This window comes from Providencia sp. PROV269 (genome assembly GCF_028477785.1).
In the GTDB taxonomy this organism is placed as follows: Bacteria; Pseudomonadota; Gammaproteobacteria; order Enterobacterales; family Enterobacteriaceae; genus Providencia; species Providencia rettgeri.
Window position 1 is genome coordinate 37,709 of record NZ_JAMPLV010000012.1, and the last position, 20,172, is coordinate 57,880.

Annotated in this window: 22 protein-coding genes; 17 read left to right on the top strand and 5 right to left on the bottom strand. The window is 35.9% G+C overall.

Features of this window, described 5'->3' with window-relative positions:
* Positions 1-476 precede the first annotated feature (476 nt).
* From aroK to trpS, 7 genes are all read left to right on the top strand, one after another.
* Positions 477-998 (top strand): shikimate kinase AroK, encoded by a 522-nt coding sequence (gene aroK, locus PR683_RS14585; RefSeq protein WP_004906592.1) that lies wholly within the window; start codon positions 477-479, stop codon positions 996-998.
* A 45-nt stretch (positions 999-1,043) separates the two neighbouring features.
* Complete coding sequence (aroB, locus tag PR683_RS14590) at positions 1,044-2,132, top strand: 3-dehydroquinate synthase (RefSeq protein WP_272571661.1); 1,089 nt, start codon at positions 1,044-1,046, stop codon at positions 2,130-2,132.
* A 263-nt stretch (positions 2,133-2,395) separates the two neighbouring features.
* A complete protein-coding gene (locus PR683_RS14595) occupies positions 2,396-3,307 on the top strand; it encodes an SPOR domain-containing protein (protein ID WP_004906598.1) in 912 nt (303 codons plus the stop codon).
* Positions 3,308-3,389: 82 nt separating this feature from the next.
* Positions 3,390-4,292 carry an adenine-specific DNA-methyltransferase gene (gene dam, locus PR683_RS14600; protein ID WP_004906600.1) on the top strand — a complete coding sequence of 301 codons (903 nt, stop codon included), beginning with the start codon at positions 3,390-3,392 and terminating at the stop codon, positions 4,290-4,292.
* Between the two features lie 15 nt (positions 4,293-4,307).
* The gene (rpe, locus tag PR683_RS14605) at positions 4,308-4,982 is read left to right on the top strand and encodes a ribulose-phosphate 3-epimerase (protein WP_004263207.1); all 675 of its coding nucleotides are present in this window, start codon (positions 4,308-4,310) and stop codon (positions 4,980-4,982) included.
* Positions 4,979-5,671 carry a phosphoglycolate phosphatase gene (locus PR683_RS14610; protein WP_109913175.1) on the top strand — a complete coding sequence of 231 codons (693 nt, stop codon included), beginning with the start codon at positions 4,979-4,981 and terminating at the stop codon, positions 5,669-5,671. The genes rpe and PR683_RS14610 overlap by 4 nt, the downstream gene beginning before the upstream one ends.
* 16 nt (positions 5,672-5,687) lie before the next feature.
* Complete coding sequence (gene trpS / locus PR683_RS14615; RefSeq protein ID WP_109913176.1) at positions 5,688-6,731, top strand: tryptophan--tRNA ligase; 1,044 nt, start codon at positions 5,688-5,690, stop codon at positions 6,729-6,731.
* Between the two features lie 481 nt (positions 6,732-7,212).
* Here the strand turns inward: trpS and PR683_RS14620 are convergent, their stop codons facing one another.
* Together PR683_RS14620 and PR683_RS14625 are read right to left on the bottom strand one after the other, a co-directional pair.
* The gene (locus PR683_RS14620; protein WP_109913177.1) at positions 7,213-7,695 is read right to left on the bottom strand and encodes a hypothetical protein; all 483 of its coding nucleotides are present in this window, start codon (positions 7,693-7,695) and stop codon (positions 7,213-7,215) included.
* A complete protein-coding gene (locus tag PR683_RS14625; RefSeq protein ID WP_110731515.1) occupies positions 7,658-8,374 on the bottom strand; it encodes a winged helix-turn-helix domain-containing protein in 717 nt (238 codons plus the stop codon). The genes PR683_RS14620 and PR683_RS14625 overlap by 38 nt, the downstream gene beginning before the upstream one ends.
* A 560-nt stretch (positions 8,375-8,934) precedes the next feature.
* Between PR683_RS14625 and PR683_RS14630 the strand changes: the two genes are divergently transcribed.
* From PR683_RS14630 to PR683_RS14675, 10 genes are all read left to right on the top strand, one after another.
* A complete protein-coding gene (locus PR683_RS14630; RefSeq protein ID WP_109913231.1) occupies positions 8,935-9,522 on the top strand; it encodes a fimbrial protein in 588 nt (195 codons plus the stop codon).
* 53 nt (positions 9,523-9,575) lie between these two features.
* Positions 9,576-10,100, top strand: a complete 525-nt coding sequence (locus tag PR683_RS14635; protein ID WP_109913232.1) for a fimbrial protein — start codon at positions 9,576-9,578, stop codon at positions 10,098-10,100.
* Positions 10,101-10,156: 56 nt separating this feature from the next.
* A complete protein-coding gene (locus PR683_RS14640; RefSeq protein WP_196723681.1) occupies positions 10,157-12,649 on the top strand; it encodes a fimbria/pilus outer membrane usher protein in 2,493 nt (830 codons plus the stop codon).
* A gap of 15 nt (positions 12,650-12,664) precedes the next feature.
* Positions 12,665-13,387 carry a fimbria/pilus periplasmic chaperone gene (locus PR683_RS14645; protein ID WP_109913233.1) on the top strand — a complete coding sequence of 241 codons (723 nt, stop codon included), beginning with the start codon at positions 12,665-12,667 and terminating at the stop codon, positions 13,385-13,387.
* A 12-nt stretch (positions 13,388-13,399) separates the two neighbouring features.
* A complete protein-coding gene (locus tag PR683_RS14650) occupies positions 13,400-14,017 on the top strand; it encodes a fimbrial protein (RefSeq protein WP_109913234.1) in 618 nt (205 codons plus the stop codon).
* A 1-nt stretch (position 14,018) separates the two neighbouring features.
* Positions 14,019-14,522 (top strand): fimbrial protein, encoded by a 504-nt coding sequence (locus tag PR683_RS14655; protein ID WP_272581831.1) that lies wholly within the window; start codon positions 14,019-14,021, stop codon positions 14,520-14,522.
* Positions 14,523-14,542: 20 nt separating this feature from the next.
* Entirely contained in the window at positions 14,543-15,292 is a 750-nt protein-coding gene (locus PR683_RS14660; protein WP_109913236.1) for a fimbria/pilus periplasmic chaperone, read from the top strand.
* A gap of 1 nt (position 15,293) precedes the next feature.
* Positions 15,294-15,806 carry a fimbrial protein gene (locus PR683_RS14665; protein WP_109913237.1) on the top strand — a complete coding sequence of 171 codons (513 nt, stop codon included), beginning with the start codon at positions 15,294-15,296 and terminating at the stop codon, positions 15,804-15,806.
* On the top strand, positions 15,772-16,620 hold the full coding sequence (locus PR683_RS14670; protein ID WP_272581832.1) for an MrpH family fimbial adhesin: 849 nt from the start codon (positions 15,772-15,774) through the stop codon (positions 16,618-16,620). The genes PR683_RS14665 and PR683_RS14670 overlap by 35 nt, the downstream gene beginning before the upstream one ends.
* A 135-nt stretch (positions 16,621-16,755) precedes the next feature.
* Positions 16,756-17,118, top strand: a complete 363-nt coding sequence (locus PR683_RS14675) for a helix-turn-helix domain-containing protein (protein WP_109913239.1) — start codon at positions 16,756-16,758, stop codon at positions 17,116-17,118.
* Between the two features lie 282 nt (positions 17,119-17,400).
* Here PR683_RS14675 and PR683_RS14680 read toward each other — a convergent pair whose 3' ends face one another.
* From PR683_RS14680 to PR683_RS14690, 3 genes are all read right to left on the bottom strand, one after another.
* On the bottom strand, positions 17,401-18,609 hold the full coding sequence (locus PR683_RS14680; protein ID WP_004906610.1) for a lactate oxidase: 1,209 nt from the start codon (positions 18,607-18,609) through the stop codon (positions 17,401-17,403).
* 14 nt (positions 18,610-18,623) lie between these two features.
* Complete coding sequence (locus PR683_RS14685) at positions 18,624-19,190, bottom strand: YceI family protein (RefSeq protein ID WP_109913240.1); 567 nt, start codon at positions 19,188-19,190, stop codon at positions 18,624-18,626.
* A gap of 95 nt (positions 19,191-19,285) precedes the next feature.
* Complete coding sequence (locus PR683_RS14690; RefSeq protein WP_004906617.1) at positions 19,286-19,963, bottom strand: hydrolase; 678 nt, start codon at positions 19,961-19,963, stop codon at positions 19,286-19,288.
* Between the last annotated feature and the right edge of the window lie 209 nt (positions 19,964-20,172).

Below are 20,172 nucleotides of genomic sequence, written 5' to 3' on the forward strand. Positions count from 1 at the left end.
GTTGAATAAGCAATAAGTCAAAGATGACAAAAAAAAATATTTTTTATGCCATAAACCTACCGGATAAATTTGACGCTGACGTCGTTTTAGCATACAAGGTTATCCATTGAGTGTTCTAACTATCCGTAGATTAAAGAACAAGCTGTCAGTCGCTTATAAAACAGCCACAATTAATGTTGCTCTACACTTAACAGAAATAACTTGCTGATACCAATAGCTAAAAACTGTTAAAAACCATGATAAACAAGGTATTAGACAACATAGACGGCTCAAATATAGAAACCTGCAATTTTAAATATGGCACTTTGCTTGCTTAGTGCCATATTTATATAGTTGCAATTCAGGTTGATGTATTGAGATAATTTTCTTATCTGATCTCACATCATCACTTATGAGGTTTCAGTTTAGGTCCCGCCGCTAATCTGATTGGCGGGGCGGGTAATCATTAACGAATAATCGTAGTAATACCAAAAAACATGGCAGAGAAACGCAATATCTTTCTGGTTGGACCAATGGGTGCTGGCAAAAGTACTATTGGCCGTCAGTTGGCTCAACAGCTTAATATGGAGTTTTTCGACTCTGATCACGAGATAGAAAAACGCACTGGCGCAGATGTAGGCTGGGTATTCGACCTTGAAGGTGAAGAAGGCTTTCGCGATCGCGAAGAAAAAATCATCAATGAGCTTACAGAGAAACAAGGCATTGTTTTAGCAACAGGCGGTGGCTCTGTTAAGTCCAAAGAGACCCGTAATCGCTTATCCGCTCGCGGTGTCGTTGTTTATCTTGAGACCACAATTGAGAAACAATTATCTCGTACACAGCGTGACAAAAAACGTCCACTACTACAAGTTGACGAACCTGCACGTGAAGTTCTTGAGAAACTGGCTGACGAACGTAATCCGATGTATGAAGAAATTGCTGATATTACCATTCATACTGATGAACAAAGCGCTAAAGTTGTTGCCAGCCAAATCATTGAACTATTAGAAAAAAACTAATTATTCATGGTGTTATTTTCAAAAATGAACTTAAGGTAAAGCAAGATGGAAAAAGTCACCGTCACTCTAGACGAACGTAGTTATCCAATCAATATTGCACCCGGCTTATATCAACAAACGGATGCATTTTGGCCATTAACTGCAGGTCAACGAGCAATGGTCGTGACAAATGAAACTCTTGCCCCTATTTATCTTGATAAGATAAAGCATGTTCTTGAATCTTCAGGTGTAAAAGTTGATACCATCATTCTACCGGATGGCGAACAATACAAATCATTATTCATTATGAATGATGTATTTACCGCATTACTTGAAAAACACCATAACCGTGACACCACCCTCATCGCTCTTGGTGGGGGCGTCATTGGCGACTTAACCGGTTTCGCAGCAGCAAGTTATCAGCGTGGAGTGCGTTTTATTCAAGTTCCTACGACCTTATTATCTCAAGTGGACTCTTCTGTCGGTGGTAAAACTGCCGTCAATCATCCATTAGGGAAAAATATGATCGGTGCATTTTATCAACCCGCTTCTGTCGTGATTGATCTCAACTGTTTAAAAACACTTCCCCCAAGAGAACTCGCCTCTGGTTTAGCTGAGGTCATTAAATATGGCATTATCCTCAATAGTGAGTTTTTTAGCTGGCTAGAAGATAATATCGATGCTCTCGTCGCTCTTGATGACCAAGCGATGGCTTACTGTATTCGCCGTTGTTGTGAATTAAAAGCACAAGTCGTTGCGGCAGACGAAAAAGAAACTAGTGGGTTACGTGCACTATTGAACTTAGGCCATACTTTTGGCCATGCTATCGAGGCGCATATGGGCTATGGCGTCTGGTTACATGGTGAAGCTGTCGCGGCTGGCATGGTTATGGCAGCAAAAACAGCTGAGCTACTTGGCCAATTTACTCCTGAACAAACACAGCGGGTGGTCACTCTTTTAGAACGTGCATCACTTCCCGTCACAGGCCCGTCACAAATGAAGCCCGATGATTATCTCCCACATATGATGCGAGATAAAAAAGTGATGGGTGGAAAACTACATTTAATTTTGCCTACCACTATCGGCCATTCGGAAATGCGTTCAGATGTTGATACGCAGACTGTCATTGCGGCAATATCATCCTGTATGTCATAAAACGAAGAAAAACCCGAATTTTTACTGACGTTTTAAAATGTTACTGGTAGATGTTCGCTAAAGTCGTTAAATTATACGGTATGCCTACGCCTATATACGAAACTCTGAAAAAGCGTATTATCAATACCACTTTGGCTAGCGTGGTATTACGAAAGGATATATGCTTTAAAATAAGCAGCGATGCCCTGCTTGGTCGTTAAGAGGTTGTACTGATAAGAGACATTTTATCTCTACTATAGGCAAATTTTATTCGGGAGAGGAAAATGGACGAATTTAAACCAGATAACCAGCCTCAAGGTCAAAATGATCTTAGGCCAGATACATCAGATAGACCGACAGGGCGCTCACGCCAATCATCATCTACTGCAAAACCTAAAATTGCACTCTCACGCCAACATATTATGATTGGTGTAGGTGTTCTGGTTCTATTGCTGCTCATTATTGCTATCAGCTCAGCGTTAAAGGCCCCTACAGAGCATGAAAAGCAACAAACAACGGGTGCAAATAATTCACAGAATATCGACTTATCGGGCTCCTCATCGTTGACAAATTCACAAGGTCAAACGTTATCAGGGCAACCGCAAGAAATTACCGGTTCACAAATCACACCGACACCAACCCAAGGAGAGCCTCAAACTCAACCAAATGGTCTGGGTGAGCGTATCGAAATACCTGGTGATGTCGTTGATGCCTTAAATCAAGGCCAAGTTTCTGTACCAAATACTAACCAACCACAAAATACGACACAGTTAACACCACCAACCGTTAAACCTGTCGAACAGCAACCCGTGGTAAAACCAGTCACACCAGAAAAAACACCTGCAAAACCCGTTGAGCAAAAACATCCTGTGCAGACTAAACAGCCAGCGAAACCTGCATCAACAGCAAGTAGCCAAGGTAGTAATATCATGTCTGCACCAGCTGGTAGCTATACATTACAACTCAGCAGCGCAAGCCGCTCTGATACATTGGAAGCTTTTGCAAAAGAAAACAAACTGGCCAATTACAAAGTCTATAAAACTATACGTAATGGGCAAACCTGGTATGTTCTTATTCACGGAAATTATAGTTCAGTGACCGACGCAAAAAATGCAATAGGAACCTTACCTGCTGCAGTGCAAGCGAAAAAACCGTGGGTTAGAAATATGAAACAAGTCAAACAGGATCAAAAATAACAACGTTTTTCCCCGGGCGCATTATGTTGTCCTGACAGAGTATAGATTTAGTACTCTAAACGATTGTAATAATAAAGACGGCATGAAAAAAAAACGCGCTTTTTTAAAATGGGCTGGGGGCAAATACCCCCTTGTGGAAGAAATCAAAAAACACCTTCCACAAGGTGATTGCTTAATTGAGCCTTTTGTTGGTGCTGGGTCAGTGTTTTTAAACACCAGTTATGATTCCTACATACTGGCAGATATCAACAGTGACCTCATCAACCTCTATAATACAGTTAAAGACCGTGCTGATTCTTTTATCGAAGAAGCCCAGCAAATCTTCACACCTGAATATAATACTTCCGAACAATATTATTTAATGCGTGAAGCCTTTAACCAATCGACCGATACTGAGAAACGCAGTGTCCTTTTTTTATACTTAAACCGCCACTGCTATAATGGGTTATGCCGTTATAATTCTCGTGGTGAATTTAATGTTCCTTTCGGCCGCTATAAAAAGCCCTATTTTCCTAAAGAAGAATTACTGTGGTTTGCTGAAAAATCACAAAATGCGATGTTTATGACTCAGCATTATGGTGAAACTTTGCTCAACGCAAAAGAGGGATCTGTTGTCTACTGTGACCCACCCTATGCACCTTTATCAGATACCGCTAATTTCACCGCGTATCATACGAATTCATTTAATTCGCTTGAACAACAAAACTTAGCGATTTTGGCACAAAAGTTATCAACAGAAAGCAAAATCCCTGTCTTGATCTCAAATCATGATACCCCGATGACGAGAGAGTGGTATCATCAAGCCCAATTACATATTGTAAAAGTACGTCGCACTATCAGTAGAAATATATTGAACCGGACAAAAGTCAATGAGTTACTGGCATTATATCCGGGTATACCAAATAGCCTTTCTCCTAGAAAAATAGATAAGAAAAAAACACAGCGCCTTGTACCTAGCGATGAATGGCTCTCAGATAACGATTAATAATCGGAGACAATAATGAAAAACTTTCTCATTGCCCCATCTATTTTATCTGCTGACTTTGCCCGTTTAGGCGAAGATACTGCCAATGTTCTTGCAGCTGGTGCCGATATCGTGCATTTTGATGTTATGGACAACCATTATGTACCAAACTTAACGTTTGGGGCGCCTATATGTAAAGCACTGCGAGACTACGGAATAACCGCACCTATTGATGTCCATTTAATGGTGAAACCCGTTGACCGCATTATCCCTGACTTTGCTAAAGCGGGTGCAACCCATATTAGCTTCCACCCTGAAGCCAGTGAACACGTTGACCGCTCACTGCAGTTAATTCGCGAGCATGGCTGTACCGCAGGGCTAGTATTTAACCCAGCAACCCCACTTAGCTACCTTGATTATGTGATGGATAAAGTCGATATGATCCTGCTCATGTCTGTCAACCCCGGCTTTGGTGGACAATCCTTTATCCCACAAACACTCAATAAATTGCGCCAAGTCCGTAAATTAATTGATGAGAGTGGTTATGATATTCGTTTGGAAGTCGATGGCGGTGTCAAGGTGAATAATATCGCAGAGATTGCAGCAGCAGGTGCCGACACCTTCGTTGCAGGTTCTGCTATTTTCGACCAACCCGACTATAAAACTGTTATCGACGCGATGCGTAACGAATTACAAAAGGTATCTCAATGACTCAAGTCGTATTAGAGAATATCAAAGCGATAGCTTTCGATTTAGACGGCACTCTCGTAGACAGCGCCAGCGGCTTAGCTGACGCTATCGACAACATGCTCAACGAATTAAATTTCCCTCCCGCAGGTAAAGAACGCGTTTCTATTTGGGTCGGCAATGGGGTTGATATATTAGTTGAGCGAGCGCTTTCTTGGGCAGGAGCCGAAATCACGCCCGAGCTACAAAAAAGAGCGCGAGCCAGTTTTGATAAATTCTATGCAACATCTGTCACAACAGGCAGCCAACTGTTCCCTGAAGTAAAAGACACTTTAGAGCAATTAGCGAAACATGGCCTGCCTATGGGAATTGTAACGAATAAAGCAACCCCATTTATTGCGCCATTATTGAAGAAGTTAGGCATTGAACACTACTTTTCTCTGGTATTGGGTAGCGATGATGTCAAAGCTTTAAAACCGCATCCAGCTCCTCTCTACTTAACGATGGGAACATTCGGTTTACGTAAAGAAGAATTGCTTTTTGTCGGCGATTCTCGTAATGATATTATTGCAGCGAAAAGCGCTGAATGCCCGTGTGTCGGTCTGACCTACGGTTATAACTATGGTGAATCTATTGCACTGAGTGAACCGAACTGTGTATTAACACATTTTTCTGATTTATTACCTGCAATTGGGTTATCTGAAATAAAATAAGCAAGGACATAACTAAATGAGTACTCCCACTGAAAATTTAAAGCAACCCCAAAAACCAATCGTATTCAGCGGCGCACAGCCTTCCGGTGAATTAACCATCGGTAACTATATGGGTGCATTACGTCAGTGGGTACAAATGCAAGATGACTACGATTGCATTTACTGTATCGTTGACCAGCACGCTATCACCGTTCGCCAAGACCCTATCGAGCTGCGTAAAAGAACCCTTGATACACTCGCGCTTTATTTAGCTTGTGGCATTGACCCGAAAAAAAGCACTATTTTTGTTCAGTCCCATGTACCACAACACGCTCAACTGAGCTGGGCGCTTAACTGCTACACCTATTTCGGTGAATTGAGCCGTATGACTCAGTTTAAAGATAAATCTGCCCGTCATGCAGAAAATATCAATGCAGGCCTATTTGATTACCCGGTACTAATGGCAGCCGATATTTTGATTTATCAAACAAATCAAGTACCCGTTGGCATTGACCAGAAACAACATCTTGAATTGAGCCGTGATATTGCTCAACGCTTCAATGCTATTTACGGTGATATTTTCACTGTACCCGATCCATTCATTCCGACTGGTGGTGGTGCCCGTGTTATGGCGCTACAAGATCCAACCAAGAAAATGTCTAAGTCTGATGATAACCGTAACAACGTTATCGCATTATTAGAAGACCCGAAATCTGTCGTGAAAAAAATCAAACGCGCAATGACTGACTCCGAAGAGCCACCGCGTATTCGTTATGATTTAGAAAACAAACCGGGTGTTTCTAACTTATTAGATATCATGTCGGGCGTGACTGGTAAGAAAATCGCAGAACTCGAAGCAGAATTTGAAGGCCAAATGTACGGTCATCTAAAAGGTGCTGTAGCAGAAGCTGTTTCTGGCATGTTAACTACTCTTCAAACTCGCTACCATGAATTCCGTAATGATGAAGCGCTGCTCAACCAAATTATGGATGAAGGTGCAACTAAAGCGGCTGCTCGCGCGCAAGAAACGTTAGATAAAGTTTATGAAGCAATTGGCTTCGTTAAACGCCCAATTTTATAGTTTATTTTTACATAAGTAGGGGAAATGTACGTATTCCCCTACTTTTTATTATAAGGATAGATTAATACCAAAGAGAAATTGATATAATCAATACACTCATTCATTATCATTTCACTATGCCTTGTCCAATAAAACCATTCAATTTTTTAATCAGCTGATAGTTAGGTGTAATTATTATTTAATAATTAAATTCATTTTCTAGAAAGAAGATCTTATTATTCTCTCCTTTCTAATTGATAATAGCATCAGAAAATGATAGTTAACTAAGCATCTTATCAAGACACACTTATCGATAACATAACGAATAATCAAAAAAATCGGTGAGTTTTTAGTGAAAAAAGAGTCGTGGCCAACCTGATTTGACCACAATAATAATCTAAATTAGATGAGTTAAAATACTATAGGCAATAAGCTAACAACTTTAACTATCAAAGCTAATTAGCTAATTTAAATAAAATATTTTTATTTTCAATATGTTGAATTACTCACTCTGACACACAAAAACAACTCGTTTGACATCAGAGATACTCCAAAGGTTATCTTTTAACAGTGTGAACTTATAGAAAAGAAGATCGTGATTCCCCGCTAAGTATGCCGATATATCAGGCGGCACATTGTCCGTAGCATTTAATTCTACTTTCCCCTTTTTAAAAATGATGGCGTCATCTTTTGTTTTCCCTTGGATAGTCAAAGTTAATACCCTGTCCATGGTATAGCTTTTATTATTATTGTGTACTGTTCCATATTCATTAACGATATATTTATTGTCGTTAACCAAGTGATAAATAACAGAAACCCTACCATAGATCAGCTCTTCTTCTGCTTCATTATTGGTAAAATTAATGACACCATGACAGTTATTCGGTATTGAATATTTTGAGTGAAAAAAATAGAAGCTAGCTACCGCGATAGCCAATATTATGCTACTAACGAACATGTAGATAAATATTGTTTTCGCATTCATAAATATTTTCATCTTTATCTTTTTTGCACCAAGAAAGAATGCTTTCATAAACACCGTTTTTTCCTATAGTCTCACTATCATCATATAAAATGATACCATTTTTATTTTTGCACCTTTCCGCTATATTTTGAGTGTTTTTTTCCATTTCTTTCAAAAAACGCTCTTCATTTGATATTTTTTTTCTTAAAAAAATATCACATCTATCGATGGTTAGCGATTTCACAACAACAGCATTGTACGATTTTGATATATAAAAATAAATTGATATAAACAGTAAAACGATCATTATTAAAATAAAAAAGTATCTCTTTTTTATTTTGATTTTCGTTTTTGCTTTTTTTTCAGAGTTTTTGAACGGCAAGTTTTCGATAGTAGCAGAAGCAACGAATTTAAACCCTTGCTTTGGGATCGTCTCTATTATTTTTTCTAAGCCAAGCTCACTCAAATTCTTTCGTAGCAAAAATATATTTTGACTCAAGTTATGGTTGGAAGATACTCGACCTAATTTCCCCCAGACCTTTTCTAATAAATAGTCTCGACTAATAACTATATTTTGCTTTTTTATGAAAACAGATAATAACTGGCTACAGGGCAATGTTAAGCTTATTATTGTATTATCACGACTTAATGTCTGTGCACTCTCATCATAAATAACTTTATCATTGATAATATATTTCATCACATTAACTTTACTATTAGGTTAACCTTTCATTATATTGCCATATTTGAATACAAAAGATCAACAAACAAATTTCAATTTTTAATGATAACTGAGTGTATCTTTATTTTTCATAAAAAAATTTTTTTATGGATAAAAAGTCACTGACAAGACAATTTTCACCACTATATTTTATTTATTTACATTAAAAATAGATTTCTATAGTACAAAAACAATTAATTTAACAAACTTTTATATCAACAGTTTAGAGTATAAATATTTTTAAATTTATATTTTAGATAAATATTCCGCTAATCTATAAAAACCTGGTTTTTTATTTTGTTTTTTCTTTACTTTGTAGTGAGCGTTTATTTTGTTGAATTTTTACATTAATATTTGAAACTCAAATAACGGACTTATGCTTATTTATTTTTTAATACATATTTAGCCTCTATTCATTTTAGTAATTGAGTACTACTGAATAAGCTGTAAGTAATAAGCTGAAGTAATAAGCTGTAAGTATTGTTGTTATTAATCCTATTGTTGTTATTCGTTTTTAATTATAGAAGAGTGTAGAAAATATGAAATTTAACAAAATCACAACTGCTTTAATTTTTACTGCTGGTCTTGCTACTTTTGGTGTTCAGGCAGCAAGTGAGCCAAGTCAAGGTTCAGGTAAAATTACATTTACAGGTTCTATTATTGAAGCTGCATGTTCTATCAATCCAGATTCAACAAACCAAGAAATCGATCTTGGTCAAATTGCAAAATCACAATTGAAAGACAATGGCCAGTCAACTCCTCGTAACTTCGATATCTTATTAGAAAACTGTTCTTTTGAAGAAGAAAGCCCAGTTGGTCCTGGTGAAGATACTCGTGCTTTAGTCGGTAATACAGTAAAAATCACTTTTGGTGGTTCACCAGCTGCAGGCAGTGCAGGTCCAATCAATACATTATTAGGAATTACCGGAACAGCTAAAGGTGCGGGTGTTGCAATCACTGATGGCTCAGGTACCGTAATTGAACTAAACAAAGAAAGTAATGGCCGTGAATTAATCAATGGCGATAATACTCTGAATTTCTCTGCATACTTACAAGGTATCGATGATGCTAGCCTTGCAACAGGTGAATTCACAGCAGTAACTAATTTCACATTATCTTATATGTAATAATTTATTGGCCGGTCAATATCGTCCGGCCACTATTAATTAGGTATAGCCAGGTGATAAAAAGATTAACATTAGTATTATTTGCCATTTTTTCCACTAATGTTATGGCAAATAAACAAGGGCATGGGAGTGTCACACTCAATGGCCAGATAATTGAATCTGCCTGTTCAATACTAACTGATGATATTTATCAGGATATTGATTTTGGAGCTATATCTATTAATTATTTATCAGGTAAAAGTTTATCTCCAATTAAAGATTTTTCTATTCATCTTGTTAATTGTGACTTGAATAAAGAATCAGGAGAAAAATGGATTGATGCAAATATAACATTTTCTGGATTACTGGATATGAATGTTGAAAATACATTTTTAACTACAGGCAGTGCTGAAGGTGTCGGTATAAAAATATATGATAATGAATTTAATGTTGCAAAAGATAAAGAAGCAATGCCAGCTATTGAGTTACAAGATAAAAATACAACTCTATATTATAAGATACAATTAGTAAGAAATAATAAACCACTTAAAGCTGGTAATTATAAAAGTTTTATTCGTTATATGGTTTCTTATCACTAAAAGCTGATAGTCATTTACTAATGAATATCGTTGATTATTCAGTTGAGAGGTGTTATGTGCTAAATTTAAAAAAAATCATTTTCAAAGTATTATTATTAAATTTTTCTCTTATGCTTTTATCCACCATTAACACTGCAAAAGCTGTAGAATTTAATACTGATATCCTTGATGATGATATAAAAAAAAATATAGACATATCTCATTTTTCTCAAGCTGGATATATAATGCCCGGCAGTTACCTTCTTCGACTATACATTAATGAATATGATGTTATGGAATCAGAATTTTCTTTTAAAGAAAGAAATGAGAATGATATCGTTGAAGCATGCATTAAGCCAGAATTTCTTCCTTTTATGGGTTTAAAAGAAAGTGTTATTGGTGATATAAAAACCTGGGATAATGGTAAGTGTATTGATTTTAATTCAATTGATGGCGCATTCGTTAAAGGTGATTTATCCGATGCATCATTAAAAGTATCTATTCCTCAGGCTTGGCTTGAGTACAGTGATGAGAATTGGTTACCTCAATCCTTATGGGATAATGGTATTCCAGGAATCATGCTTGATTATAATATAAACGGTAATTTCATAAAACCAGACGACGGTAATAGTAGCAAAAATATCAGTTCTAACGGAACACTTGGAGTAAATTATGGCGCATGGCGATTCAGAGGAGATTACCAAGCTAGTTATCGTAATTCCTCTAGAAATACTGAAAGCAAGTTCGATTGGAGCCGTATTTATGCATTTAGAGCATTACCGTGGATAACCTCTCAATTAGTCCTAGGTGAAACATATGTAAACTCTGACATATTTGACACTTGGCGTTTTATCGGTGGCTCATTAATTAGTGATGAAAGGATGATACCACCTAAATTGAGAGGATACGCGCCAGAAATTACAGGCGTCGCAAAAACAAATGCAACCGTTATTGTCAGTCAAAAAGGGCGAATTCTTAGTGAAACGACTGTAGCCGCTGGGCCATTTAAAATCTCAGATCTCAATAGTTTTGTTAAAGGCCGTTTAGATGTAAGAGTTGAAGAAGCAGATGGCAGCGTTCAAACTTATACTGCTGACACAGCGACAGTTCCATATTTAACAAGACCTGGGCAAATAAGATATAAATTATTCACCGGTAAACCAAGTGATAATCAACGTCATATTGAAGGACCTTTATTTACATCAGGTGAATTATCTTGGGGTGTTTCTAATGCTTGGTCTGTTTATGGTGGCCTAATACTTTCTAAACCATATCAATCCGTTAGCGTAGGATTAGGAAGAGACTTGTTTTGGCTTGGTGCATTATCAGTCGATCTAACTCAATCTTGGGCTGAGGTCAATAACATAAATGCTAACAATAAAAACCACACAAATAAATTAAATGGTAAATCTTGGCGACTAAGTTATTCCAAACGATTTGATGAATTAGATAGTGATATTACATTTGCAGGATACCGTTTTTCTGAAAAAGATTATATGTCAATGGGGCAATTCATTGATTCATTAAAAGGAAACTATCTATTATCTAAAGGAAAAGAATTATACACTATTACAGCAAGCAAGAATTTTTCAGAACAGCGGTTGAGCACAAATATCAGTTGGAGTCATCAAACCTATTGGGATAAAGATGACATCGATTACTACAGTTTTGCCTTAAATAAGTATATAGATATTGGCGATATACGAGATATATCATTAAACTTAAATCTATCAAGAAGTAAATATAATTATAAATGGGACAATGCTTTATTCATTGGAATGAGCATTCCTCTTCAAAAAGCAACCGTAAGCTATAATGCTAATTACAGTGGAAATACTTACTCTCAAACTGCTGGTTATTATAGCAAGCTAGATAATGGAGATAGTTATAGAATTAATGTTGGCGTTCGCAATGATAATGGTGTTAATCCACAAATAAGTGGGTTTTACGCTCATAGGGGTGATTCGTCTGATTTAAGCTTAAATGCTTCAATTCTCCAAGGTGATTATAAATCGATGGGCTTTTCCTCTAGAGGAGGAATGACAGCAACAAGCCAAGGTATGGCATTACACCCAGGAGGAAATGCGGGAGGAACTCGAGTATTAGTTGATACCGATAAAACCAGCGGTGTACCTATAGGTAATGGAATACATTCGAATAGATATGGCTATGGAGTTATTACGGATATTAGTAGTTATTATAAAGTATCAATTAAATTAGATGTAAATAAATTTGCTGATGATATAGAACCAAAAGGAACACCTGTTAGAGAGAGTGCATTTACTGAAGGTGCTATCGGTTATCATCACTTTGATATTTTAAAAGGGGCGAAAATAATGGCCTCAATAAAATTAAATGATGGCTCTGAACCACCTTTTGGAGCCCTAGTTAAAAATGCCAAAGGAGATGAACTTGGTATTGTTGGAGATAACGGAAATACATGGATAGTTGGTGCTAATAGTGAAGAGATAGCCTTTATAACATTTGGTAAAGATCAGCGTTGCCAAATACGTTTTCCTAAAGAACTCACTACAGGCGACTCTTTACTATTACCTTGTACGATTAATTGAGGTTAACTATTTATTATGAATAAATCTATTATCAATATTGGTACTATTTTGATTTCTTTTTTTACTGTCGCTCATAATGGGTATGCTGCGATAGCGCTTGATAGAACTAGAGCTATTTATCCAGGAAATGAGAAGTCCATTGTCCTTAACATTAAGAATGAAAATAAAAAGTTACCCTATTTAGCACAATCATGGCTTGAAAATGAAGCGGGTGAAAAAATAATTAGCCCATTTCTTACAACTCCACCATTACAGCGGGTCGAGCCAGGAGATAAAAGTGTTATTAAAATAACTAAAACAGCAAATATCAGCCAGTTACCACAAGATAGAGAATCTGTTTTTTATTTCAATGTTAGGGAAGTGCCACCTAAAAGCGACAAACCAAATGTAATGCAATTAGCATTGCAAACAAAGATAAAACTATTTTATAGACCCGAGTCTATCATTCCAGAAAAAAATACTAGATGGGATAACAAAATTATTCTTAATAAAGAAAATGATGGATATATGGTCGAAAACCCAACTCCATATTATATTAACTTGATAGGTATTACAGGTGCAGAGAATCAACCATTAGAGAAAAATTTTGAAGCTGTAATGATTGAACCTAAATCAAATAAAAAAGTAAAGAGTCGGACCTTTCAAAAACCATTTATTAGAACTATCAATGATTTTGGTGGAAAGCCAATTTTAGGCTTTCATTGCCAAGGAAATCGATGTGTTGCTGATGATATTTAAGTAGGAATAATTATGCTACTGATAAAAAATATATACTTAAAGGCTAATTACATTTTATTATTAGTAGCTATCCTATTTTTAACATTTGAAACCTACTCTGATGTTATTGATCGGAATTGGGATGTAGACGGGCTAAACGGGGAACTATATGTACATGGTGAACTACTTGAGTCACCATGTACTTTAGATGAAGAATCGTTAGAACAAGAATTTTCTCTAGGAGAAAGCAATACATCCCAATTTCGTCACGTTGGAGATATGTCATTACCTACATTGATTAACTTAAGATTTAAAGGATGTGGCATAAATAATGGCATTGCTGTTGATGAATTCCACTCTGGTAACTTAATATACACGCCAGATGAAGCAATCATTAAATTACATTTTAATGGTATTCCTGATAGATCAGACTCTAACTTTTTTAAAATTAATGGTGAAGCAAAAGGGATAGCTATTCGTCTTGAAGATAATAGAGGTAACATCATTATACCGAATAAACATCATCATCCTATGATTATATCCAAAGGAAAATCAGGAGTATCATTCACAGCTCAAATTGTAAAAACAAATAATGAGCTAAAAGTCGGTGAATTTAATTCAGTTATAAATATATCTTTGGAATACAAATAAAATGAAAAATGTTTTTTATTTAGTGATTGTATTTTTTATTCCTCAGCTAACTTTTTCGAAAGATACTGATATTCATTTTTATGGAACACTCATATCTGAACCTTGTACATTATCATTGGACTCCGAAGAGCAATTAATTGATTTTGGCCCTATAGTAAAATCAACATTTAATAATAATACAGTCGCAGCTAAAAGAAATGTCAATATTATATTAAATGATTGTGATATATCGATAAGTAAATTTGTTAAATTTACATTTCATGGCGATAAATTTTCTGATAATGAAGAGTTATTTGCAGTTACTGGAGAAGCTAAAGGCATTGCAATTAAACTTATCTCTGAAGATGGTGATAATATTTCACCAGATGTACCAATGAGTGACATTGAACTTTCTTCAGGAACAAATCAATTAAATATTGAAGCTATGTTAGTTGGATATGACCTATCTAAAATTTCAACAGGTAGCTTTTCTTCAGTTGTAACTTTCTCTATGAGTTATGATTAAAATATTGGAGTGATAGTTATATGAAAATTAAATTACATATGATTTTTTTATTGTTATCATTAGGTATGAGTATTGCATTTCAATCTAATGCTGCTCTATCTCTAGATCGCACTCGACTTATTTTTAATGGAAATGAAGAGTCTGTTGAAGTTACAGTTACAAATAATGATAAAAAATCACCTTATCTCATTCACTCTTGGGTTGAAAATGCTAATGGAGAAAAAATAAATGAACCATTAGTAGCTTTACCACCAATACAACGGATTGAGGCTGGAAATAAAACTTTAATCAGATTAAGAGGTTTAGCTAATATACAAAACTTACCTCAAGACAGGGAAAGCCTTTTTTTTCTAAATATCAGAGAAATCCCACCAAAAAGTAATAATAAAAATGCATTACAATTTGCATTACAGACTAGAATTAAAATATTTTATAGACCCGAAAATATTGTTATAAGAAAAAGCACATTAGCAACACCAGGAACCCAAAACATTACCATTTCAAAAGAAAAAAATAAATTTAAAATTTTCAATCCAACTGATTATAACATTAATATGGTTGCTATTAAAAATGGAAATAAAATGCTACATGGGTTTAACCCAGCAGTAATACCACCTAAAGATAACTATGAACTGGATATTCCAAATAATATCGTTCTTCAAACTCCAGTTATTTCAATCGTAAATGATTATGGGACTAGTATTAACATTTCATTTTTATGTAAAAACAATGAATGTAATGTAGAAAAAATAAACCATAAGAGTAATTAAAATGTTAGCAATCAAAAAATTTAATTTAATTATTCTTCCATTATGCTTATTCATTAGTAATACAATAATGGCTAAAGATACTGAAACAATAAAATTTTCTATTGTGGGTAGTGTGGTATCTAAACCACAATGCCAAATTAGTGATAGCAAAACAATTGAAATAAACTTTGGTGATAATATAGGAATTAATAATATTTCATCAGGAAAATATGAAAGAGAAATACCTTACGATATAACATGTGATGGAGAATCGGATGAGCTGCAATTAACACTTAAAATTAGTGGTAATGCCGTGAGTTTTGACCCTGATAACGCAACAGTACGAACTAATGAACAAGAGAATTTAGGAATAAAAATATTTCATGATGGTAAGCCATTTGAATTAGACAAAAGTATTCCGATTAATGCCAATAATATACCTAAGCTTCATGCGGTTCTCATTAAAAATGATGAAGGGGAGCTGATAGAAGGGGAGTTTAATGCTAATGCAACAATTGAAGCTGAATACCAATAAAATTATTAACACAATTTTATATATACTGTTACTAACCATTTTACCATATAGTTCAATGAGTCACGCTGGTTTCGAAGGGGAAATATTTAAGCTTATTAGACACGCAGATGGTTCCGCTACCATTGAAATGGGCGCTGACTTTGAGTTCTACGCATCACTGGCACAACCAGAAGGTTCTGGTTTTAAAGGCTGCTATTCAGGTGATACCGTATCATTAATGGCAGGGAATAAATCTGGTGGTTGGAGTATTATCGATGTTCCTGAAACAGCAGACGGTAACTGTTTCACCCCACTAAGACCAAAGTTTCCAGTAAAAATTGCTGCGGGCAATACAGCTTTACTATTTATAAAAGAAGGAATATGTATAGGGCGTGGGAAGTTAGGGCAAGTCGAATGGCAGTTTATCGACTTTTGTGTTGGTGACGATTCTATTATTGAAATCATTGGCGATGCTGTTTGTAAAATCACACCAATTGAGATTGTTCATGACTACGGACTAGTGAACACGAGTGAAATTAATGGGAAGTCAATAACAACTGATGCGACTATAACCTGCACTCATGAAAAAATTACCACTGGCGATGTCTCTGTCAGCCTGGAGTTTCAAAATTTAGTTGATGACAAATTATACCTTAGAGATGATAAAAGTATTTACTCTACGTTAGATCTTGATGATAAAGGTCCATCCGAAAACATTAAAGTACCGGTTAATCAATCCATCAACGTAAAGGTTAGAAGCACCTTATCTGCAAATGATAATGTCATTGGCGGTGATTTTTCTGGCAGTACACTGTTAGTAATGACTTATAATTAACCCAATATTATAAACTGTTATTAATAATATTATTGTATTTTGAATATATGATATTACGCGATTTAATGAAAATGCTTGATGTTTAATCCAAAATAGCCTTCAATTTTCATTTGTCATATAAGGAATTAATTAACGATGTTTACACTTAAAAAACCCTTAATAATTAAAGATGATCGTTTAGCTCTCACCATGCTAATTGGCCGTGAAATCGCTTATTTGAGAAAAGCAAAAGGCTTATCAGGAGCTGAATTAGGTAAATCTGTCGGCCTTAGTCAACAACAGATTTCTCGCTATGAAAGAGGGATAGCAAGGTTAGACTTAGGTTTAATGATATATTTACTATCAAAATTAGATATATCTTTCAATGACTTTATTACTCGATTAGTTAAAGAAGTCAAAGTAAATTACCCAGCATTATATCGAAAATACCATTTTTTATTTTCATCCGATAGAAATATAGAAAGTACAGACATTTTTTATTTTAAACCCATAAATTAGCATAGATAATTTTTAATTTATAACCATATGAGCCATGAACTTTATTATTTCAACACTTCTATAAAACATAAGTTAATTAATTAAAAAATTCATATGAATGTAATATTATTAATATATTTTTGATTTTCTTTAGTTATGAAAAACCATGCTAATATCGAAAACATGAAACAACAGATAATTTGCATTGGAAATTAAAATAACGATTTAAAAAAAACATTATACTACGCATAAAAAAACGGGAAAATTTTCCCGTTTTTAATTAACCAATGAGTTTAACTTTAATTATTGAAAATCTTTGTCGGTATACAGCTTAGTCGCCTTAACACCTTCAATATTTTTCGCACCACCTAACATCATATTGATAGAAAGTTCTTTATTCAGCTGTTGGATCACTGAGTTCACCCCTTCTGCTCCACCTAAATTCAACCCGTAGAGAATAGGACGACCAACAGCCACAACATCCGCACCGCTCGCTAAAGCTTTAAATACATGGGAGCCACGGCGTACACCACTGTCGAATACAATTGGAACACGCTTATCTACGACTTTAGCAATTGACGGCAGTACATCAAAAGACGCAGGACCACTGTCTAACTGGCGACCACCGTGATTAGAGACCCAAATCGCATCGGCACCGGCTTTGATCACAACATCGGCATCTTCAGGTGATTGAATACCTTTAACTATTACCGGTAATCCTGATAACTTTTTCACGTATTGAATATCGGCTGGTGTAAAGGCTTGTTTCGCTTGTGCATAAATTTCACTGATCCCTGCACCTTTACCTGTTTTCGAACCATCACTATTTTGCTTAGCAAATAGCTCTAAGTTGGCAAAGCCCAGTGGGAACTGGAAGTTATTACGAATATCATCTTCACGATACCCACCAACAGGGGAGTCAACAGTTAAAATAATCGCTTTAGCACCACTTTCTTTAGCTCGCTTTAACGTAAATTCGTTAAAAGCATTATTTTTGCTCATATAAAGCTGGAAAAAGAACGGGTTTTCCCCTGAAACTTCAGCCACTTCTTCAATCGTTTTATTCCCATAAGTACTTAACGAGAAAATAGAACCTGCTTTAGCCATACCTTTTGCTGTCGCTATTTCCCCATCTTTATGCGCTAATCCTTGAGCTGCCATCGGCGCTTGAATAATAGGGGTTTTTAGTTTAATTCCTAAAAAATCAGTTGAAAGGTCAATATCTGAAATTTCAATTCCCTGCATCACTCTTGGCATAATATATTTATTATCAAAGTGTTGCGTATTCTTCTTCAGGTTTAATTCATCTTCAGCACCACCGCGAATATAACCAAAAGCACCTTTATCCATACTTTTGGCAACCTGGCTTTCTAATTCATCCAAGTTCACAATTTTAATTGGGCCTTCTTTATCGCTCGCTTTGTATTCTGCCGCCTGAGCAGTACCGAATGTCAATGCAACAGCCAATAAAGTTGATGTAACAACAGTATTTTTTCTTTTAAAATTCAACATAGTTAGTATATCCCTTACTGTTTAATTGCTTCAGCTTGAATCTTGATGGTCACATCTTTTGTCATACCCTCTTTAACTAGGTAATCTACCCCCCATTGTGTACGGTCAATGGTTGTTTCAAAATCACCACCACACACATCAGCTTTAAAGATTGGGCTGAAATAACAACTAAATTTGGTCGCTTTCAGCTGAACTGGGTGTGATTGGCCTTTCATAGTCAGAACACCATCAATAGATACAGGTTTGTTGTCTGCAAAGTTCCATTTAGTCGATTTAAACTCAATAGTTGGATATTTTGCGACATCTAGCATATCTGCACTTTTAATATGATTATCAAAGGCTGATAACCCAGTATTTAATGTCTCCACTGGAATTTTCACACTGACGCTACCCGTTTGTTTTTCCGGAGAATAGCTCATATTCCCAGTGATATTGTGAAAACCGCCGCTATTGGTAGAAGTATTGAAATGGTCAATATAAAACACCGCTTTGGTATGCGTTGAGTCTAATTTATAGTCTGCTGCCTGTGCTGTACCAAACGCAAACAAAGAAACCAGCAAAGGTAATGCAAGCTTTTTCATCGTATTTCCTTAAAATTCAATTGCAAATAGGCAGCTTTATAGTCATAACGCTACCTGATTTAATTTCGTAAGTTAAATGTGAGGCCTATCGCGAATTAACGTTCAGAATCTAATTGCTCATTATTTTTCAGAACATCTTGCGCTTTGCTGTAGCTTTCAATTAATAATTGATAAGCAGGGAAAATTTGTGTGTAAGCCATTGCCCACTCCGCCGCATCTTCACGGTTCCAAGTCCCTTGTAATTCTGAAGCAACAGCCGCAGTATCCATTGGAACGACACCCGCTTGAACGACACGCGCTAAGGTGATTTCTTGCGCCATTTTGCTGTAAGTACCTGATGCATCAATGACCACAAATACTTGATAACCATCCATCACCGCACTTATCGCAGGGAAAGCCATACAAACACTGGTAATGGTTCCTGCAATAATTAATTGTTTTTTACCTGTTGCTTTTACCGCTGCCACAAACTCAGGGTTATCCCATGCATTAATTTCGCCACGGCGTGCAATATATTGTGCATGTGGCGCATTTTGATGAATTTCTGGGATCAACGGACCATTTGGGCCTTGAGGTACAGAAGCCGTTGTTATTACTGGAATTTTAGCTAGAGAAGCCATTTTAGCCAGAACAGCTGCACGAGCACGCAATTCCGTCATTGGCATGTCACCTACGGTTTGAAATAAGCCACTCTGGTGATCGATTAATAACATCACCGCATCTTCTGGGTTAATAGCAGGACGTTGACCGTTAAAATTAGCTGGGCTACTCATGATGAAACCTCTCAATCGATAAAATATGAAATCTGTTTTTGATTTAAAAATAGAACGATAGCCGCTCCGTTTTCGTGTTATTTAGATTAATTCATCGATTTAAGGCTGAGTAGTCCAGTTTTTGATAAACACTGTTCTATAAATAGAATAATTAGACTTTATTCTATTGTTCTATCACTGCAACAATGAAACCTATTTTTGCTACTACT

What these genes read in the sequence shown, in the direction of transcription:
- aroK (WP_004906592.1), top strand. Translation starts at nt 477, where the DNA reads ATGGCAGAGAAACGCAATATCTTTCTGGTTGGACCAATGGGTGCTGGC.
- trpS (WP_109913176.1), top strand. Translation starts at nt 5,688, where the DNA reads ATGAGTACTCCCACTGAAAATTTAAAGCAACCCCAAAAACCAATCGTA.
- PR683_RS14620 (WP_109913177.1), bottom strand. Translation starts at nt 7,695, where the DNA reads ATGAATGCGAAAACAATATTTATCTACATGTTCGTTAGTAGCATAATA.
- PR683_RS14670 (WP_272581832.1), top strand. Translation starts at nt 15,772, where the DNA reads ATGCTAATGCAACAATTGAAGCTGAATACCAATAAAATTATTAACACA.
- PR683_RS14650 (WP_109913234.1), top strand. Translation starts at nt 13,400, where the DNA reads ATGCTACTGATAAAAAATATATACTTAAAGGCTAATTACATTTTATTA.
- PR683_RS14680 (WP_004906610.1), bottom strand. Translation starts at nt 18,609, where the DNA reads ATGTTGAATTTTAAAAGAAAAAATACTGTTGTTACATCAACTTTATTG.
- aroB (WP_272571661.1), top strand. Translation starts at nt 1,044, where the DNA reads ATGGAAAAAGTCACCGTCACTCTAGACGAACGTAGTTATCCAATCAAT.
- PR683_RS14665 (WP_109913237.1), top strand. Translation starts at nt 15,294, where the DNA reads ATGTTAGCAATCAAAAAATTTAATTTAATTATTCTTCCATTATGCTTA.
- PR683_RS14610 (WP_109913175.1), top strand. Translation starts at nt 4,979, where the DNA reads ATGACTCAAGTCGTATTAGAGAATATCAAAGCGATAGCTTTCGATTTA.
- PR683_RS14595 (WP_004906598.1), top strand. Translation starts at nt 2,396, where the DNA reads ATGGACGAATTTAAACCAGATAACCAGCCTCAAGGTCAAAATGATCTT.
- PR683_RS14655 (WP_272581831.1), top strand. Translation starts at nt 14,019, where the DNA reads ATGAAAAATGTTTTTTATTTAGTGATTGTATTTTTTATTCCTCAGCTA.
- PR683_RS14645 (WP_109913233.1), top strand. Translation starts at nt 12,665, where the DNA reads ATGAATAAATCTATTATCAATATTGGTACTATTTTGATTTCTTTTTTT.
- rpe (WP_004263207.1), top strand. Translation starts at nt 4,308, where the DNA reads ATGAAAAACTTTCTCATTGCCCCATCTATTTTATCTGCTGACTTTGCC.
- PR683_RS14660 (WP_109913236.1), top strand. Translation starts at nt 14,543, where the DNA reads ATGAAAATTAAATTACATATGATTTTTTTATTGTTATCATTAGGTATG.
- PR683_RS14630 (WP_109913231.1), top strand. Translation starts at nt 8,935, where the DNA reads ATGAAATTTAACAAAATCACAACTGCTTTAATTTTTACTGCTGGTCTT.
- PR683_RS14690 (WP_004906617.1), bottom strand. Translation starts at nt 19,963, where the DNA reads ATGAGTAGCCCAGCTAATTTTAACGGTCAACGTCCTGCTATTAACCCA.
- PR683_RS14675 (WP_109913239.1), top strand. Translation starts at nt 16,756, where the DNA reads ATGTTTACACTTAAAAAACCCTTAATAATTAAAGATGATCGTTTAGCT.
- dam (WP_004906600.1), top strand. Translation starts at nt 3,390, where the DNA reads ATGAAAAAAAAACGCGCTTTTTTAAAATGGGCTGGGGGCAAATACCCC.
- PR683_RS14625 (WP_110731515.1), bottom strand. Translation starts at nt 8,374, where the DNA reads ATGAAATATATTATCAATGATAAAGTTATTTATGATGAGAGTGCACAG.
- PR683_RS14685 (WP_109913240.1), bottom strand. Translation starts at nt 19,190, where the DNA reads ATGAAAAAGCTTGCATTACCTTTGCTGGTTTCTTTGTTTGCGTTTGGT.